14 protein-coding genes, 1 pseudogene and 1 riboswitch are annotated in these 19532 nt (G+C 43.8%); of the genes and pseudogenes, 6 read left to right on the top strand and 9 right to left on the bottom strand.

Annotated features, from left to right (window positions below):
* Positions 1-94: 94 nt before the first annotated feature.
* Together ODOSP_RS12520 and ODOSP_RS12515 are read left to right on the top strand one after the other, a co-directional pair.
* A complete protein-coding gene (locus ODOSP_RS12520) occupies positions 95-715 on the top strand; it encodes a hypothetical protein (protein ID WP_013612666.1) in 621 nt (206 codons plus the stop codon).
* 17 nt (positions 716-732) lie between these two features.
* Positions 733-1422 (top strand): hypothetical protein, encoded by a 690-nt coding sequence (locus ODOSP_RS12515; protein ID WP_013612665.1) that lies wholly within the window; start codon positions 733-735, stop codon positions 1420-1422.
* Positions 1423-2012: 590 nt separating this feature from the next.
* On the opposite strand, the gene ODOSP_RS12510 is transcribed toward ODOSP_RS12515, so the two are convergent.
* The 8 genes from ODOSP_RS12510 to ODOSP_RS12480 all read right to left on the bottom strand — a co-directional run bounded on the left by ODOSP_RS12510 (position 2013) and on the right by ODOSP_RS12480 (position 11960).
* Positions 2013-2933, bottom strand: a complete 921-nt coding sequence (locus ODOSP_RS12510; protein ID WP_229091320.1) for an MATE family efflux transporter — start codon at positions 2931-2933, stop codon at positions 2013-2015.
* A complete protein-coding gene (locus ODOSP_RS20265) occupies positions 2930-3223 on the bottom strand; it encodes an MATE family efflux transporter (protein ID WP_228026220.1) in 294 nt (97 codons plus the stop codon). Before ODOSP_RS20265 ends, ODOSP_RS12510 begins: the two co-directional genes overlap by 4 nt.
* Positions 3224-3343: 120 nt before the next feature.
* Positions 3344-3955, bottom strand: coding sequence for a lipoprotein signal peptidase (locus ODOSP_RS12505; protein WP_013612664.1), 612 nt, complete (start codon positions 3953-3955; stop codon positions 3344-3346).
* Between the two features lie 235 nt (positions 3956-4190).
* Positions 4191-4571 (bottom strand): TraR/DksA family transcriptional regulator, encoded by a 381-nt coding sequence (locus ODOSP_RS12500; RefSeq protein WP_013612663.1) that lies wholly within the window; start codon positions 4569-4571, stop codon positions 4191-4193.
* 106 nt (positions 4572-4677) lie between these two features.
* Complete coding sequence (ileS, locus tag ODOSP_RS12495; RefSeq protein WP_013612662.1) at positions 4678-8109, bottom strand: isoleucine--tRNA ligase; 3432 nt, start codon at positions 8107-8109, stop codon at positions 4678-4680.
* Between the two features lie 126 nt (positions 8110-8235).
* A complete protein-coding gene (locus ODOSP_RS12490; RefSeq protein ID WP_013612661.1) occupies positions 8236-9975 on the bottom strand; it encodes a hypothetical protein in 1740 nt (579 codons plus the stop codon).
* Positions 9976-9979: 4 nt separating this feature from the next.
* Positions 9980-10687 (bottom strand): glycosyltransferase family 2 protein, encoded by a 708-nt coding sequence (locus ODOSP_RS12485; RefSeq protein ID WP_013612660.1) that lies wholly within the window; start codon positions 10685-10687, stop codon positions 9980-9982.
* 13 nt (positions 10688-10700) lie between these two features.
* Positions 10701-11960: an aspartate kinase gene (locus tag ODOSP_RS12480; RefSeq protein ID WP_013612659.1), complete on the bottom strand. Its 1260-nt coding sequence runs from the start codon at positions 11958-11960 to the stop codon at positions 10701-10703.
* Positions 11961-12171: 211 nt separating this feature from the next.
* On the opposite strand from ODOSP_RS12480, the gene fbp reads away from it, so the two are divergent.
* The 3 genes from fbp to ODOSP_RS12465 are packed head-to-tail and all read left to right on the top strand — an operon-like array spanning position 12172 to position 16015.
* Positions 12172-13185: a class 1 fructose-bisphosphatase gene (fbp, locus tag ODOSP_RS12475; RefSeq protein WP_013612658.1), complete on the top strand. Its 1014-nt coding sequence runs from the start codon at positions 12172-12174 to the stop codon at positions 13183-13185.
* 44 nt (positions 13186-13229) lie between these two features.
* Positions 13230-15287, top strand: a complete 2058-nt coding sequence (locus ODOSP_RS12470; RefSeq protein ID WP_013612657.1) for an acetate--CoA ligase family protein — start codon at positions 13230-13232, stop codon at positions 15285-15287.
* The gene (locus ODOSP_RS12465; protein ID WP_013612656.1) at positions 15284-16015 is read left to right on the top strand and encodes a hypothetical protein; all 732 of its coding nucleotides are present in this window, start codon (positions 15284-15286) and stop codon (positions 16013-16015) included. The genes ODOSP_RS12470 and ODOSP_RS12465 overlap by 4 nt, the downstream gene beginning before the upstream one ends.
* A 48-nt stretch (positions 16016-16063) precedes the next feature.
* Here ODOSP_RS12465 and ODOSP_RS12460 read toward each other — a convergent pair.
* Positions 16064-16703 (bottom strand): annotated as a pseudogene (locus tag ODOSP_RS12460) (Rpn family recombination-promoting nuclease/putative transposase).
* Positions 16704-16872: 169 nt separating this feature from the next.
* Positions 16873-17076: riboswitch (cobalamin riboswitch) on the top strand.
* A gap of 319 nt (positions 17077-17395) precedes the next feature.
* On the opposite strand from ODOSP_RS12460, the gene ODOSP_RS12455 reads away from it, so the two are divergent.
* Positions 17396-19519, top strand: coding sequence for a TonB-dependent receptor plug domain-containing protein (locus tag ODOSP_RS12455; RefSeq protein ID WP_013612655.1), 2124 nt, complete (start codon positions 17396-17398; stop codon positions 19517-19519).
* The last annotated feature ends 13 nt before the right edge of the window (positions 19520-19532 follow it).

The raw sequence follows: 19532 nt of genomic DNA, 5'->3' as shown, positions 1-19532 counted from the left end.
GGAACAGCCGATAGGGACGAAGTCCAAAAAATATTTTGATATTTAGTTAGTTAAATTATTTTATTAACCATATTTTTGTCACAAAAAAAATTAAATGAGTATAAAATTGTTTTTGATTTGTGTGTGGAGCGTGGGAGTTTTCTCTGTTCGGGCAGCCGTTCCGGTGGAGGGTATTATTTATTTCAAGGAGGGAAAAAGTGTCGGATTTTCGGGTGATCATCGTGTGTGTATTCCCAAAAAAGGCAAAGATGTTAAAGCATTCCGGGGCATTTTCACCAGGGACAAACAGAAAGAGGTTTATCCGGCGGAGGAAATCGATTCAATTGTCTGTTGGCATCCCCGGACACCGGAATTCCGGCGGAAATTCATACTGGCAGAGGGTATCGGTTGGTGTTGGCAGTATTTTGCTACGCCGCATATCGAGGCTTACGTTTACTCCGGACGGGGCTATGGTATCGCTTCTAACGGAGGAATCCAGGTTTGGCAACGGAGAGGGGTCTTCAGTCGTTCGCGGGTGATTTATTATCTGCGGAAATCGGGTGACACCCTCTATTATTCTCCTGGAAAAATGAAGCCGCGGACGGGAAACGCTTTTCGGGAACGGCTTTGCCGTTACGTGGCTGACGATGCGGAATTGTGCAGACGCATCCGTAGTTTGGATACGTGGCGTGATAAAACCGTGTTGATGTTACAGGAATATCATATCGGACATTAACCTTTAAACATACAATTATGAAAAATCTTTTTTTAGTAGTACTGGCCTTGTGTGTGTACATACCGCAGGCGAATGCGCAGAAAGTAAAAGACCAGGAGTTTCGCCGTGTGGTGGTGACCTTGACATCCGGTGAAAAAGTGGAAGGATATGTGAAGAGGGGCTGGCATGCCGAAGCCTCCGCTTTCAAAAAGAGCAATTATTCCTTCAAAATGACTGCGACACCGGATGATAAGGAAGTATTGAAATATACGGCGGATGAAGTCGTATGTATCGATTATACGGAAAAGACAGAGAATAATCCTGACGGTATCCGCTGGGAATCGCGTGAGTTGGCGTCACCTTCCATTGCCGATCGTTACCGTACGATACGCCGCCTTGTATGTCTGGAAAATACGGGAGAGCACGCTTCTGTGTACTGGTGGAAAGACTGGGATGTCACAACCAATCAGCAGGGAATGAAACGACGCTTAGTTACCTATCATGGAATTCGTTTCCACGATGAAGGCAAGGAGGGAGAAATTGTCTATATTCCAATGTTGGTGAATAGTGTCCTGCTGAAAGACAAGAAACCCGGTTTGAAGGAATTCAGTAAAAACTGGTTTAAGGGCAAAGAGGGTAAAGCACGTAAAAAAGAGGCCGATGCGGACGGTGACGGCACGTGGATGCTGGATATGTATGAGGCTTATTTGGCGCAGCAGGCCAAGTGAGGGATAGCTATCAATAGAATTTTTATAATCTTACACACTTTTTACTAATATAGTAGGTATATTTTGTTACTAATTCGTCTTCGGTGATCGGAATTGGCGACCCGGTCGCTTCTGTCGGTCGTCTACCTTTTTCTTTCACTGACCGGCGGAACTCCTCACTCCGTTCGTCAGACACCACCGGTCGGTCGTTCAGAAAAAGCAAGACGACACTCGACAGAGCTCCAATGGTCGCCAATCCCGATCACCGCCGCCTAACGTTATCACTGAATTGCAGACCAATCTTGATTTGAGAAATAGCATTCTTCCTGGAAATAATCCGGATGGTTTGGATTCCTATTGCCGTAAATTTCTGCTTGTACTTTCTTTGCCGGTTAGCTCTGCCGTGAGATGCAGGGTTTTATGCCGGAAGACCATTGGAGCGGGAACGAGGATCCGGTTAGGTTTTCCGAACGCCCGACCGGTGGTGTCTGACGAGCTTGTGAGGAGTTCCGCCGGTCAGTGAAGGAAAGCCTTAGCGGACCGGTCCGGGCGAACCGGTCTGACGGGATAAAACCCGGAATCGGAATAGAAAGAAAAAATTATACCTACCATTATTTTTGTTGCTGGAGGACTGCCAGAGAAAAAGCCTTACGACGGATGATGGCGTATGCCGTACAGACAGAGATGCCGGTAATCACCCAGGAAATAGGATAGACAGCCAGTAAGGTTTCATAACTTTTCGACAGGGGGACAACTGTGAAAATCCATACCAAGCGCAACAGGCAGGTGCCGAATATGGTCAGTACGGTTGGGGTCATGGAATAACCTATGCCTCGCAGGGCGGCACCACTGATTTCATAACTGCTTGCTATGAATTGGAAAAGTAACACATATTCCATGCGGATGGCGGCATACCGGATGATTTCGGGTTCAGTGGTAAAAAAACGGATGAAAAATTCTTTTTGCCATACAATCAGGAGATTTAATGCGGCACATCCCAAAAGTCCGGGCAACATGCTTTGCCGGAAGATTGTTTTGCAACGTTCAATTTGCCCGGCTCCGTAATTTTGACTGGTGAAAGCTACGGTTGCTTGGGCAAAAGCACTCACTACGAAGTAACAGTAATATTCGTAATTGAGGGCTGCTGAAGAGCCTGCTACGGCTGCCGAACCGAACGAGTTTATGGTGGCCAGTACAAAGACGTTGGAAATGGAAAATACCATTCCCTGTATGCCGGCAGGAACTCCGATTTGTAATATTTTCTTCAATTCCGCCTTGGATATGGACAATTGCTTCAGTTCCAAGCGGAATACGCCCTTTTCATGGGTCAGGAAAAAAACGATGATACCGGCATTGACGATGTTGGAAATCACGGTCGCGACGGCGACACCTGCCACACTCATTTCGAATTCGATGACCAAAAGGAGATTCAGTCCCACATTAATGGCTCCGGCCACCACCAAACTGTAAAACGGCCGTTTGGTATCGCCGAGGCTCCGGAGAATCGCCGCCCCGAAATTGTATATCATCATGAAAGGCATTCATCTTGCCGTCCGATATAATGGGCGATGACTACATTAGCGCCTATCGATATGCCGATAAAAAGATTGATAATCAAACTGATGACCAATCCATTGCTACCGACGGCCGCCAAAGCCTGACTGCTGGCAAATTGTCCGACAACAGCAACATCTACTGAATTGAACGATTGTTGCAGGATACCGCTGGCGATCAGAGGCAAGGCAAATAGCAGTAATTTGCGGAAGATTCCGCCGTGAAGCATATCTATACGGACAGTACTATTCGTTTTTTCTTGTCCCATAGCGGTGTCATTTTTCGATTTTTGCTATTCTGTTTTCTGGCAAAACATTATAAAGTTCGCCGGCATGACAGTACGGCAAGTCAAAGATTCAGTGTGCTTTGAAAAATGATTTAAAATAAATTATTTTTTCGTAGCGAAAAATTTCCGGTAAAAAAGGATTAACATCAACACACCGATCGTGATATATGAATCGGCCAGGTTGAATACCGGACGGAAGAAAAGAAAATCTTCACCGCCCCAAACGGGTACCCAACCGGGGATCGTACCTTCTATTAAAGGAAAATATAACATATCGACAACCCGTCCGTGCAGGAAAGAAGAGTAACCACCGCCTTCAGGGAATAGGCTGGCAATCTGATAGTGACTGTCGTTAAAGATCATACCGTAGAAAAGACTGTCAAAAATATTTCCGATAGCCCCGCAAAAAATCAAGGCAAAAGAAAACAGTACGCCTAAAGGGGCTTTTTCACGGATAAGTTTTAAGATATACCAACCGATACCGGCAACAGCCACAAGGCGGAATAAACTCAACACAGCCTTTCCGAATTTCCCATCTCCCAGTTCCATTCCGAAAGCCATCCCGTTATTTTCAATAAAAAGAATTTTGAACCAGTTTCCGAAGACACTGAATTCTTCCCCAATCATCATATGGGTTTTGATCCAGATTTTTACAGCTTGATCCAGAACAAGTAAGACTATAATGAAAATCACCAGTTTATTCCGCACACTCATAATGAAAACCAGGAGTTTAGAATTAAGAACTAAGAGTTTAAAATTGCAAATCCGAAACGGTAAATAAAAGAGAAAAAATAATCAGATTCTTTTCAAAGACTGACTGGAACAAAGCTGATTGGCATAACCGGAACACCCTGATTCATATTTATTGATCAGAACCGGAAGCCGTTTGCCAATCAGAGTGTTCGAAGGGCCCGCTGATCAGACCTGAAAATCCGCTGACCGGACTGGATCAGTTCTCTTTCCCTTCTTTGGCCTCGATGCTTAACGTGGCATGAGGAACAGCACGTAATCTTTCTTTCGAAATCAGCTTACCTGTTACCCGGCAAATACCATACGTTTTATTTTCGATCCGAATTAAGGCTGCTTCCAAATGGGCGATAAACTTAGCCTGTCTCTGAGCTAAACGGCCGGCCTCTTCTTTAGAAAGAACAGAGGCTCCTTCTTCCAGTACCTTGAATGTAGGACAAGTGTCCGCAATATCGTTCCCGTCACTTCCCGAGATGACACCTTTCAGCAAGTCATAATCTTTTCTTGCTTTATCGAGTTTCTCCAGAATTAATTCCTTAAATTCCTGCAACTCTTCATCCGAATATCTCGTCTTCTCTGCCATAGCTTATAAGTTTTTGTCTAAATTAATAAAAAACATTAACATTTGAAAATTTTACAGATGTTTCTTCATACGAAATACCGGCGGGATTGTTCGCCGGTTTCGGCATTCAGTTTATTCTTTCAATTTTGATAAAGGTGTGAATGTCGTCGATCTCGATATCCCTGGCTTTATCATCCTTCTCGTCCGTTAGTTCGATATGCTCGGCTAATACCTGACTGGCAATGTATTGCGAGAAATTTTCGACAGCCTCGTTTATCTCTTTGTGCCGGCCGATAGCTAACGTGATTTTATCCGTAACATCAAAATTACTTTCTTTCCGAAGATTCTGAATCCGGTTGATCAATTCCCGGGCAATTCCTTCTTCTTTCAATTCTTTGGTTACGTTGATATCTAAAGCTACCGTCAGGCGTCCTTCGTTGGCGACTAACCAACCCGGGATATCTTCCGACAATATTTCGACATCTTCCAGGCTCAAATCGATCGGTTCGGTACCGATATTCAGTTGATAGCGGCCATTTTTCTCGAACTCGAAAATATCACTTTGTTCCATTGCGGCGATCAAAGTGGAAATTTGCTTCATATATTTACCGTATTTCGGTCCCAAAGTCTTGAAATTCGGTTTGATTTTCTTGACTAAAACATCTGTCGTATCGGTGATGTATTCGATTTCCTTAACATTGACTTCCGAGAGGATAATATTTTTCACAGCGTCCAGTTGCCGGATCATATGATCGTTCAGAATCGGTATGATGAGTTTGCTTAGCGGTTGGCGCACGCGAAGTTGAACTTTTCTCCTCAAGCCCAGTACCATAGAAGAGATTTGTTGGGCAAGTTCCATCCTCTCTTCGAGTTCATTATCGATCAATTTTTCGTCGGCTTTCGGGAAATCGGCTAAATGTACGCTTCCGCTGTGCCGTCCGGTCACTTTATTCAGGTCACCGAATAGTTTTTCCATATAGAACGGAGCGATCGGAGCCGAAAGAATAGCGATCGTTTCCAGACAAGTATATAACGTCTGATAAGCGGAAATCTTATCCTGGGAGTATTCACCTCCCCAATATCTTTTCCGGGATAAACGTACATACCAGTTGGACAGATTTTCGATAACGAAATCCTGAATAGCCCGGCCTGCCCTGGTCGGTTCGTATTTTTCGTAAGCTTCGGTCACTTCCTTGATCAGAGAATTCAGTAAAGACAGAATCCAACGATCGATCTCGGGACGTTCTTCAATAGCGACTTCTGCCTCTGCATAGCGGAAATGGTCTACATTGGCATACAAAGCGAAGAAACCGTAGGTATTGTAGAGGGTTCCGAAAAATTTACGTTTCACCTCGTCGATACCTGCCATGTCGAACTTCAGGTTATCCCAGGGCTGCGAGTTAGTAATCATATACCAACGCAATGGGTCCGATCCATAAGTGGCTATCGTAGAAAAAGGATCTACTGCATTCCCGAGCCGTTTGGACATTTTATTGCCCTTGGCATCTAATACCAGCCCGTTGGAAATGATGTTCTTGAAGGCAACCGAGTCGAAAGCCATTGTCGCGATGGCATGCAGGGTGAAAAACCAGCCCCGGGTCTGATCGACACCTTCGGCGATAAAGTCTGCCGGAAAGCGCAGTTTCTGATCGATATCTTCGCGATGTTCGAATGGATAATGAAGCTGAGCATAGGGCATAGCGCCTGAGTCGAACCACACGTCGATCAGATCTTTTTCCCGGTACATTTTTTGTCCGCTGTCTGACACCAAAATGATGTCGTCGACATAAGGACGATGCAAATCTATTTTATCGTAATTCTCTTTAGAATAATCACCGGCAATAAATCCCTGATAAGGATTTTCCTGCATAAAGCCGGCCTGGATCGATTTTTCGATCTCTTCGACTAGTTCTGCTACCGAACCGATACATTTTTTTTCTGTGCCGTCTTCACTTATCCAGATGGGGAGCGGAGTGCCCCAGTAACGTGAACGCGAAAGGTTCCAGTCAACCAGATTTTCCAGCCACTTCCCAAACCGTCCTTCGCCCGTACTGGCCGGTTTCCAGTTGATAGTCTTGTTGAGCTCGATCATCCGTTCACGTACAGCGGTAGTTTTGATAAACCACGAATCCAAAGGATAGTACAATACCGGTTTATCGGTACGCCAGCAATGCGGATAATTGTGTTCGTGTTTCTCGACCTTGAATGCTTTATTTTCTTTTTTCAGCATGACGGACAGGTCGATGTCGAGGGTGGCATCTTCTTCAGTCAGTTGAGGGTCATAAGCGTTTTTGACAAACCGGCCGGCATATTCACTGTAAAGTTCGGTATTGACATGGCTCTTTACAAATTCGGGATCGATTTCTTCCAAAACGAAAAGACGTCCGCGTTTATCGACCATCGGTTGTTTATTACCGTCTTTGTCGACCAATAACATCGGAGCGATTCCGGCTTGTTTGGCAACCCGGTCGTCGTCGGCACCGAAAGTCGGAGCGATATGTACGATGCCGGTTCCGTCTTCTGTACTCACATAATCCCCGAGGATTACCCGGAACGCATCTCCTTCGGGACGCATCCAGGGCATCAGCTGTTCATAACGGATACCTTCGAGTTCCGGACCTTTGAATTCCCCGACTTTCCGATAGGGAATCAATTTGTCTCCTGCCTGATAATCTTCCAGGGCCAAACTTTCGGCTTTGGGATTGAAATAGGCACTGAACCGGTCTTTGGCCAAAATGACGGTCACCGGAAGATAGGTATAAGGATTATAAGTCTTTACGACATAATAAGTGATATTGGGTCCTACAGCCAGGGCGGTATTGGAAGGCAAAGTCCAGGGTGTAGTTGTCCACGCCAGAATATATACCGGTTCGCTGTCAGCAAACAGCTTTTCGGATTTTTCGTCCCGGATTACCTTGAATTGGGCGACACAAGTCGTATCCTTTACATCCCGGTAACATCCCGGTTGGTTCAGTTCGTGTGTACTCAGACCGGTACCCGCAGCCGGAGAATAAGGCTGTATGGTATAACCTTTATAAAGAAATCCTTTTTCATACAATTTCTTCAATAGATACCATAACGTTTCGATATATCGGTTGTCATAAGTGATATAGGGATTTTTCATGTCTACCCAATATCCCATTTGCTTTGTCAGATCTTCCCATTCTTTAGTGAATTTCATGACATCTGCACGACATTCTTTGTTATATTCCACGACGCTGATCGTTTTACCGATAGCCTCTTTGGTGATTCCTAATTTTTTTTCTACACCGAGTTCTACAGGGAGACCATGCGTATCCCAGCCTGCTTTACGTTCTACTAAAAATCCTTGCAGAGTTTTATAACGGCAAATGACATCCTTAATGGTTCTGGCCATCACATGATGGATTCCGGGCATGCCGTTCGCTGAAGGAGGACCTTCATAGAAAACGAATGAAGGGTGACCTTCCCGTGTCTTCAAACTCATTTCGAAAGTCTTGTTTTCTTCCCAGGTTTTTAATATCTCTTTGTTTACCTCAGAAAGATCCAGGCCTTTGTATTCAGGAAATTTCTCGTTCATTATAGGTGATTTTTATATTTGCAATAGTAAATGACACACCTTGTTGTGCACTTTTATAAAAACAAAGTGCAAATATATCATTTTTGAATGGAAATTGATACAGTTCTCTTTTATAATCAGATAAAATTATTGTGCATTTGTCTCAGGCTTAGTCCAGTCGGGATGAAATTCGAAAATGAGGGTCGGGGGTTCCTGTTGGGCTCCCCGGCTTTCAAACTTACCGACGAATTTGAATTTTTCCGGATAATGTGTCGAGATCAGCGGATACAACGTATAGTAGGCATGCCGAAACCAATGGTCGATGATGACATGGGTGGCTTTTTGACCGATCAGCTGTTGCAGGATATCTTCCGGTTTTCCGTATTGGGAAAAACTACCGCATTTTTTCCCTCCCGAGTACATAAAGAATATTTCCGGTTTCCGGCAAATCACCCGTGCGCTATCGGGAAGATTTTTCCCGCACCATTGCATGGCAGCCGTAAATTCTGCAAAAGCATTTCCGGCAATTTCAGGACTCCAGGTTTTGTATTTCGCCAGCTGCTTTTTTTCGACCAAAGCCTGGGAATAGGCAGGAAACATGAAAATCAGGGCAAAGATAATCATGCAGGCAGCCGGTAAGAATACCGGAATATTTTTTCTCCGGCGTTTACCCGGATAAAGAATCACCGCATTTATACCGTAGAAAAACAGGAAGATGAAAAAAGGAATAGCGGCGATGAAATAGCGAAGACCGCCGTATTGTTCCGGCCACACGAGCAGGACTGCCATGGTTGCACCCAAATAGAGAAACAGGAGCAATCCGCCTTTGGGCAATTTGATGAGACCGAAAATGATCAGAAATGCGATCAGCATCCCCCGGAAAATTTCTCCCCCGGAAGATTTGGCATTCAGATTATAGGGGGTATTCAAAATGGCGTTGGGCAGCCATTTGTTCAGATAGGATCCGAAATTATCGGTAATCCGGTTTTTCCAGTCGTCCCAATTGGCCATCGTTTGTCCATTCGGTTTTTTCATAAAGTCACTGATGTAATCGTTGCTTGTTTTGCCGACGTTTTTGTTCCGTATGTCCCAGGCCGTTTTCGTACCCCAGAACGAACCGGCGAGTAATACGAACAATAATCCGTATCTCAGTAGCTGTTGGAAAGAAGTTTTCCGGGACGGGGATTCTTCCAGGGCTTTTCTATTTTTGTACAGGGCATAACACGGTTTGAGAAAGAGTATACCGCTATAAATGATAATTGCCAGAATGAGCGAAGTGCCCATAGTCCGGACAAAATAGATATAGTTGACCAGGAACAGAAGAAGAACGAGTAAGATCGTATCCCGTACCCCTTTTTTGGTAAAAAGTTGTTCCGGTTTTATGCTTAGCATCAGGAAGATTGCTGCCACGCTACAAAACAGGAAAAGCATTTCACTCATCATGATCGTGGCATACCGCAATATCTCTGCATGAATAGAACAAAATACACAAGTCAGGAAAGCAACGATGATACTTCCCGATATTTTTTTCAATAAAAAGAAAAGCAGCAAGATAGCGGCATAGAGCAAGATACCGTTTGCTATCTTTACGGCATTGATATTATCCGGAAAGAATTTCATCACTCCGGCGACAAAAACCGGATATCCCGGTGGGAAATGAGTATGTGGAGTTTCGGAAAAAGAAATGGTATTGGTAAATCCTTTGCCTTCTGCCAGCGCTTTTCCCAAAGCATAATAATGGATATTATCTCCGTTCATATCCAGTTTTACATCGTAAATCTTAGTGTAGGTACTCACAAAACAGATCGTAACGATGAGTAATAAGACATATAAAAAGGAACGGCTCTCTAGTAACGTCTGAATTGAATAATTTGTTTTTTTCTCCATCCTGTTAGTTTTTAAAACGATATTTTAACAGAGTCCAGATGGCTTCCAGGCCATCTTTCCAATTTATTTTTTTCCCTTCGGCGATGCTACGCGGGTAGTAATTGATCGGTATTTCGTGGATTTTGATTCCTTTCTTACAAACTTTTGCCGTTACTTCCGGACAAAATTCAAAGCCCTGGCATTTTAATGGAATGGATTTTAAAAATTGTGCATCGAAGAATTTATAACAGGTCGGTTCGTCTGTCAGATGTTGGCCGTATAAGAGATTCGTGACAAAAGTGACTAATCTCCCGCCTAAATAAAAACGCAGGTAAGAATGTTTGTTCGAAGGTTTCAGGAAACGGGAACCATAGACTACTTTGGCATTGTTTTCGATCACCCACTGTAATAAAGGATTATAATCTTCGGGGTCATATTCCAGGTCTGCATCCTGAATGATGATCCAATCTCCTGTCGCTAATGCTATGCCTGTTCTCAACGCTGCTCCTTTCCCCTGATTGAAAGGCTGGAGGTGATAATGTATATCCAGATCGGGGTGGGCCTGCATGAATTGCCGGCATTTTTCAGCTGTACTGTCTTTTGAACCGTCGTCGATAATGAGGATCTCTTTTTCTGTTTCTCCAATCAATCGGGTCTGGTGTATTTTTCCGAGAATTTGGGAAATCGAACGTTCCTCATTATAGGCAGGTATGATGATAGATAGTTTTTTCATTGGCAGGATCGTTTTAATTGTCGGCTACGACAAAACGGGCTGTTAAACGGCTGCGTTGTTCTACCAACACATTTTTATGGCTGGTCAGCTGTTGGATGATGTCTTCATTGTAATGGCGAATCGTCAGCAAGCGCACATTTTTGTTGTAGAGTACTTCGTATTCGTCATGGAGTTCATCGATGAAACTTTCAAAAATCGCTTCATTATAGTCGATGCAAAAAGAGAATGTGATTGCTGAATTTTGCATCAGGTTAAGGCGGAGTCTGTATTTGGCTAACGTAGCGAAAATACGGCTCAGTTTTTCTTCTGCTATAAAAGAAAAATCCCGGGGGGAAAGAGTCAGTAATAACTGATCTCCTTTATTGATATAAATCGGAGGTAATTTCAATTTCTCGTCCAATTCCCGGATCACCGAACCATGACTTTCCGGGTAAAGGAAAGATCTTACGAATAACGGAATCCCTTTATTTTGCAACGGTTTGATGGTTTTCGGATGAATTACTTTCGCTCCGCAGTTCGATAGTTCGATCGCTTCTTTATAGGATAGCTTACTGATAATTTCTGTATTTTCATATATTTTGGGATCGGCATTCATAATACCGGGCACGTCTTTCCAAATGGTAACATCTTCGGCATCCAGCAAATTGGCCAAAAGGGCTGCGGTATAGTCCGAACCTTCACGCCCCAGGGTGGTCGTTTGATTGGTCGTCGTTCCGGCAATGAATCCCTGCGTGATATACATAAATGTATCCTGAAAATTGAATGTCTTCCGGCACAACTGAGCCGATAATTCGATATCTACACAAGCATTCCGGTAGTTTTGGTCGGTAATCAGACATTTACGGATATCGGTAAACTTGGCTTTTCGCCCTTGTTTCTCGAGATAGGCGGCAATGATTGTTGTCGAGAGCAATTCACCGAAACAGATGATCCGGTCGTATTCATAATCGTAACAGAGGGAAGGATCACTTTTTAGGATAGTGTCCAATTCCTGATACAGGGCTTCTACCCGGGCATTTACTTCACTGTCGGCAGAACCGAAAAGATCCCGGATAATCTGCTGATGGAAATCTTGAATGCGCTGAAAAACCTCTGCAATATTACCGGTTTTCCCGAAATAAGAATTACACAAAACTTCCAGGGCATCGGTCATTTTTCCCATCGCCGATACGACAATGATTAAATTTTCCCGCTGGGTATTGATGATTTTAAATAAATTTTTTACACCTTCGGCATCTTTAACGGAAGCGCCACCAAACTTATATACGTTCATTGCGTTTAAATTTAAACACGATAATTAATTCATGGCGCTAATTTAGATATTAAAATTGAATAATAATGTGGAATCAATTCGGATTGAATGAAAACTTATTTGATTTTCAAAAAATCTGTGATTCTGAGGGAATACTAATTTCATGAAAACGTTTGTGTATTACGATTTATCATTTTATATTTGCATCTAATAACAAATAGAATCAGAATCAATGAATAAAGTTACAACCTTAAATCAGTTTATTATCGAACAGCAGGCAGGAGTACCTCAGGCAACAGGGGGTTTTTCTTGTTTGTTACATCACGTAGGTATTGCAGCCAAAAAAGTCAACCGGGAGGTGAATAAGGCTGGTTTAGTGGATATTCTGGGGCGTGCCGGCTCCGAGAATGTACAAGGTGAAGACCAGCAAAAACTGGACATTTATGCCAATGAGACTTTTTTGTCGGAACTGAAAGCCAGTGGTGAATGTTGCGGTGTTGCTTCAGAAGAAAATCAGGATATCATTGTTTTTGACGATGGATTGAGCCGTGATGCGAAATATATCTTTTGTATGGATCCGCTGGATGGCTCTTCGAATATCGACGTGAATGTCTCTATCGGTACTATTTTTTCTGTTTACCGCCGCAAATCTCCGCTGGGCGAAGTTGCGAATATCGATGACTTTTTACAGCAAGGTTGTGACCAGGTTGCTGCCGGTTACGTTATTTATGGCTCTTCTACGATGTTGGTATATACGGCCGGCAACGGAGTGAACGGTTTTACGCTGGACCCTTCTATCGGGGAGTTCTGTCTTTCACATCCGAATATTAAAACACCGGAAAATGGTTTTATTTATTCTATAAACGAAGGAAATTATGAGAAATTTCCGGTGGGAGTGAAAAAATATATAAAGTATTGCCAGGAAACCGATAAGAAAACCAAGCGTCCTTATACTTCGCGTTATATCGGTTCTCTGGTGGCCGATTTCCACCGGAATTTATTGAAGGGAGGTATTTTTATTTATCCCGAAACCAATAGCCATCCGACAGGAAAACTGCGTCTGTTGTACGAATGTAATCCGATTGCGTTTATTGCCGAGCAAGCCGGAGGATTGGCTACGGATGGCGGAAACCGGATATTGGACATGACCCCTGAAAATATCCACCAACGGATACCTTTTTATACCGGCTCAAAAAATATGGTCACTAAAGTAGGGGAATTTTTGAAGTTTTTCAATAATATATAATTGATAAAATTGAATAGTGAATTTTATAGTAAAATTCGGAAGATATGATTAATAAACAATTGCTAAATCCTTCCAGCATTGTGGTGGTTGGAGGATCGGACGATATTCAGAAACCGGGTGGTAAGGTATTGAAGAATTTGATCGATGGACATTTTAAAGGGAGTTTATATGTGGTGAATCCGAAAATGGATGAAGTACAAGGTATCAAATCCTACCGGGACGTGAAAGATTTGCCGGAAGTGGATTGCGCTATCCTGGCCATCGCTGCCAAATTCTGTCCGTCGACGGTAGAGATGCTGGCGAAACAAAAAAATACCCGGGCATTTATCATTCTGTCTGCCGGATTTAGTGAAGAGAATGCAGAAGGGAAAGCATTGGAAAAACAAATTGTAGAAACGATCGATTCTGTCGGGGGAGCTTTGATCGGCCCGAATTGTATCGGCGTATTGACAACGAACTACAATGGGGTATTCACGACCCCTATACCGAAATTGGATCCGAAAGGAGTAGATTTCGTATCGGGCTCGGGAGCAACGGCACTTTTCATTATGGATGCCGGTATGCAGAAAGGTGTAAAATTTTCGAGTGTATTTTCAGTCGGTAATTCTGCCCAGTTAGGCGTGGAAGAGGTCCTGGAATATTGGGACGAATCTTTCGATCCCGAGACAAGTTCACGGATTAAATTGATGTATGTAGAGAGTATCGATAAACCGGAAAAATTATTGAAGCATGCTTCCTCACTGATCCGGAAAGGTTGTCGTATCGCTGCGATCAAATCAGGCGGTTCCGCTGCCGGAAGCCGTGCCGCTTCGTCGCATACCGGAGCTTTGGCCAGCTCGGATGTTGCCGTGGAAGCTTTATTCCGGAAAGCCGGTATCGTACGGTGTAACGGGCGGGATGAACTGGCCACGGTGGCAGCTATTTTTAACTATCCCGAATTGAGGGGAAAGAATATGGCTATCGTAACCCATGCCGGAGGACCGGCCGTAATGCTGACAGATGCCTTGTCGGATGGAGGAATGGAAATTCCTCATTTGGAAGGGCCGAAGGCTGAAGCATTGCTGGCACAGTTGTTTAACGGATCTTCTGTAGGTAATCCCATTGACTTTTTAGCGACGGGAACAGCTGAACAATTGGGAATTATCCTGGATGCCTGTAATCGCGATTTCGATAATATCGACGGTATTGCAGTGATCTTCGGTAGTCCCGGGCTTTTCCCCGTTTTCGATGTATATGAAGTATTGCGTGAAAAAATAGCTACTTCCCCGAAACCGATTTATCCCATATTCCCCTCTTCGATGGTGGTGAAAGAGGAAATCGACGAGTTTGTACGGAAAGGTGGCGTTTACTTCCCTTATGAAGTGAATTTTGGTAATGCTTTGTGTAAAATATACCGTACCCCTGCTCCGCAACCTGCCGAGCCCGCATTGCCGGAAGTAGACCGGAAACGGATCCGGGCAGTCGTCGATCAGGCTGAAAACGGCTATCTGTCACCTGAACAGATCCATGAATTGCTGGATGCTGCCGGTATTGCCCGGGCGAAAGAAGGTGTGGCCGATAAAGAGGAAGAAATTGTCGGTCTGGCCCGTCAGATCGGTTTCCCGTTAGTGATGAAAGTAGTAGGACCTGTCCATAAATCCGATGTCGGTGGGGTAACCCTCAACGTAAGGGACGAAGCGACGGTACGCAGCGAATTCCGTCGGATGATGCAGATCAAAGATACGCATGCCGTCATGCTGGCTCAGCAGTTGTCCGGGACCGAAGTGTTTATCGGGGCTAAACGGGAAGATAAATTCGGACATATGGTGTTGTGCGGATTAGGAGGTATCTTTATCGAGGTTTTGAAAGATGTGAAAGCAGGCTTGGCTCCGATTGCCCAACCGGAAGCTTTGGATATGATCCGTAGCTTGAAATCGTATAAAATCATTCAGGGAGTACGGGGACAAGAACCGGTGAACGAACAAAAATTCGCCGAAGCCGTGTCGAGGGTGTCCATGTTAGTGAAAGTGGCTCCTGAAATTTTTGAGATGGACCTGAATCCATTACTCGGTAATAAAGAAAATGTGGTGGCGGTGGATGCCCGTATCCGGATTGAAAAATGAAAAAACAAGACTTTATTTTTATACTGGGGGTAGCGGTTTTGCTGCTACCCTTTTTTATCTGCCGGCCTGTTTACGAATGGTATCATGCTTTTAATGCGGCTCATGGCATGATCATGAGTTTCCTGAAATTTGCCGTCTTGTCGACTTTGGGAGAGATGATCGGCTTGCGGATTAGTGCCGGCGTGTATTGCCGGAAAGGATTCGGGGTTTTGCCCCGGATGTTTGTATGGGGGATATTGGGGATGGGCATTAATATGGCGATGGTTATTTTTTCGAATGGTACTCCGGCATTTTTGCAATACCTTGGCATGCAGGAGGCTCCGGCGGTTTTTCATGCACCGGGATTGTGCTGGGCTAAAGTAGGGGTGGCTTTTGCCGTGTCGGTGAGTATGAATACCATTTTCGCTCCGGTATTTATGACGCTGCATAAAATTACGGATACCCATATTCTGATGCACGGCGGTACACTCCGTGGTTTCTTCACACCACTGGATATGGGAGGGATCATGAGCAGTTTGAATTGGAAGGTGTTGTGGGGATTTGTCTTTAAGAAAACCATCCCTTTCTTCTGGTTCCCGGCTCATACCATCACTTTTCTGTTGCCCGGCAATATGCGGGTATTGTGTGCTGCCTTGTTGGGAGTGGTATTGGGAATCCTTTTAGCGGTAGCAGCCCGCAAAGGGGACACTTCCGCACCGGATAAGGGAAGGGTTGAAAGAAAGATATAAATAAAATGCGGTTTTCTGAATTGATTTATTCAGTCGGAAAACAACAATTTAAAGTTCTTTAATTTCTTTGACGGGAAGGCCGGTCAGCTCACTGATATCTTCTGCGGCAAAACCTTTTGCTTTCATATTACGGGCGATTTCCAGCTGTTTCTTTTTTTCGCCTTCTTTCCGGCCTTTTTCCATCCCCTCCTCTATTCCCTTTTCTTTGGCGAAAGCGATTGTCACTAACTGGTCGCGATAGACCTTGATACTTTCGTCGTACTTTTCGCGTTCTTCTTTTGTCAGTGATGCGATGTCGATGATTTTTTCCAGTTTTTCGAATACCGCTTTGCGGGCCTTAAACGGTAATCGGTTTAGTGTTTCCATATTCTTTAATACATAAATCCAGCGTTCAAAATCAGTTATACATTCTTCTTCTTCCTTCGTAAAAGCCGGAAGTTCGATGAAAATAAAGCGTAGCTTATCCGAAAATACCTCGTGTGTATCACGGTCGGAGAGTACGATGTCCGTATGCAGTTTGCCCGGAGAATCATCCAGACGGAAATTCATGAAGAACACACCGATCCTGAATATGCCGTTCACCTACCAACAGATCGTTCAGAAAGTCGATCAGCAGGTCCTTTGTCATTTCCTGTCCGAAAATGATTTTGAATCCGACATCTGTAAAAGGATTGATAAACTTCGCCATGATAGCCCCTGAAAGAATCGTTAACGGAACAAAATCTCGCATAGACCATGCTACAGTCAATGGCTCCCCGGTGGCTGGAAATACAGATCTCCTGTAAGAATATGGTCGCAGTCTGTCTGAAAAATTGGAAAATATCGTAAAAGTATCTTCTTAAAATAAAAAAATCAATATCTTTGCATCCGATTTTGGTGTCACGATTCTGCTGCTACGGAAAAGTGATGAAAAGGGAATCAGGTGAGAATCCTGGACAGACCCGCTGCTGTAAGCTCTGCTAAAATCTTCAACAATACTTTAGCCACTGTTCTGGAAAGAATGGGAAGGGCGTTTGAAGATTGGAGTAAGTCAGAAGACCTGCCGAAATGATGTATGATTGATAAACCTTCGGGGATTAAGGTTGCTCGATTCGGACTTGATTTTTTTTACAAAGGGTGTGCTTTACGGCAGGGATTATGCCGGAAAACAATTTCCAGTCAGGATTCTGCAATATGATTTCTTTTCAGGTGAATTTAGAATTATGCAAAATGTTTCCGGTAAACGGAGAAGCGCCGGTGGCACATGAATGGGGTGAATTTATGCAAGTTTTTTGAGAGGAAACTTTCACTTTGTTGGGAGTGGCTTTGCCGCTGTTACAACGAATAAACTTGTATGTAATTAACAAATAATAATTTATATCGGTGTAAAACAAATTCAAGATGAAAAGGAAATTTATTTTAACTTCTCTTGCCCTTACGTTCTGTATGGGCATGTATGCAGAGCAACCTGTAACTGTAGAAACCGATTCCATGCGTCGGATAGATTTGGAGGAGGTGATGATCCATGCGACTAAAACCGGAGCTTTATTGAAAGATCTTCCGAACCGGGTAGAGGTGGTGACCAAGCGGCAGATCGAAGCTTCGGGGATCAATAATCTGACGGACCTGTTGAAAAATTTTGTTAATGTGGATGTGATTGAATATCCGGGATATAATTCTTATTTCAGTATCCGGGGATTCAAACCGACAGAAGGAAAATACACGACAGTCCTGATCGATGGAGTACCGGCCGGTACTACCAATATGGCGACACTTTCTTTAGGCGATGTAGAGCAGGTGGAAGTTCTGAAAGGCCCTTTCTCCGCCATGTATGGTTCGGATGCGATGGGTGGAGTGGTGAACATCGTCACCAAACGGAATAAGGATAAACTCACCGGAGGAATCAAAGTTGCAGCCGGAAGTTATCAAACTTCCAAAGGGGCTTTTCATGTCGGTGGACGGATCTACCGGGGGCTTTCTTTCGATGCCTCTTTCGATTATACTGCTCAGGCACGAAACTATAAGATCGGAGACCATAATCTCTTGCATATGTCGGCAACGGATAAAGCTATCCTCGGTAAAGATACTTATGGTATTAAAATGAATGGCTCTCGGCATAGCGGTATCGCCGGGAAAGGCCGTATCGGTTATGATTTCGGGGAAAACTGGTCTTTGAATTTTACCGAGATTTTTTTTGTGGGTAAGGATCTGCCGACGGGAGGAAATGTCTGGGGGACTAACGGATTGAAAAAGAAAGATGTCACCCGGTATACCGAAAAATTGGAACTCAACGGAAAAGTGAATAATCATAATTTGTTTTTCGCTCCTCATTACTCTACAGCTAAGACCGATACTTATACGGCAGACACCGATACGGCTTATGTGTATTCGGGTAACGAACTGAATACTTATGGATTTACAGCACACGATAATCTGATTTTAGGCAAACAAAGAATTGCTTTCGGATTCGATAACAATAATGAAGTCAGTGAGATAACCAGTTTTAAAGCGCGTGGTGAGATTAAAGCACCTTATCAGCCCCGTTTCCGGAATACGGCTTGGGGGATATTCCTGCAGAGTAACTTGAAATTATTTAAAGAAAAATTGGACTTGTCGGTCGGATTGCGCTATGATTATATCGATTTTAAACTTCGGAAAACACCTGGTTTGGAGAATGAAGAGAAATCGGAAAGTTACAACACTTTCAATCCCAATATCGGTGCAAAATACAATATATACGGCGGTATGGCCGTCCATGCCAGTTTCGGTACAGCTTTCAGCATGACCGATGCTTATCAGAAAGCCGGAGAATTTTTGTACAGCGGTACGCTTACCGTAGGAAATCCTGATCTGGATCCTGAAAAATCCCGTACGTTGGATGCCGGTTTGACATTCAGCCGGCCGGAACTGGGGGTAAATTTTGATTTTACTTATTTTTATACGTGGAATGATGATCTGATTGTGGAAGAGGCATGGACCGATGAAGAAAGCGGACAAAAGTACAAAACGTTCAAGAATGCCGATAAAGCAAAAAAAAGTGGAATGGAAATTATGGCTTCTTATGACTTCGGCCGTCTGTTCGATAGTGACTTTGCTTTGAAGCTTTATGGAAATCTGACCTGGATGTTTACCTATCAGGATCAGACTAAAGGAGTATGGAACAAAACATTATCCGTTCGGAAACAGAATGCCAATTTCGGACTCGATTTCTTGCATCAGAAAGGATTCAGTGCGCGGCTGAACGGACGTTTTGCCGGACATCGCATCGAGAAAAACTTTATCGGTGATAAATATCGTCCGACATTGAACGATTTGTTAAGTGAAAGCCAACCCGGGTATTTAACTGATAAACTGATTAAGCATCCGCAATTTATGGTGTTCGATTTTTCGGCCTCTTGTCCGCTTATAAAGAATGTGTCGGTCGGTTTGAATATTAACAACTTATTCGATGAAAATTATACCGAAAAGGATGGTTATAATATGCCTGGGCGGAATTTTCAGGTAAGAGCTGCTATGACTTTTTGATCTGAAGACATGT

The sequence above is a fragment of the Odoribacter splanchnicus DSM 20712 genome (genome assembly GCF_000190535.1).
In the GTDB taxonomy this organism is placed as follows: domain Bacteria; phylum Bacteroidota; class Bacteroidia; order Bacteroidales; family Marinifilaceae; genus Odoribacter; species Odoribacter splanchnicus.
Note: the sequence above shows the minus strand (reverse complement) of the source record. Positions and strands in the feature narration are given on the sequence as shown.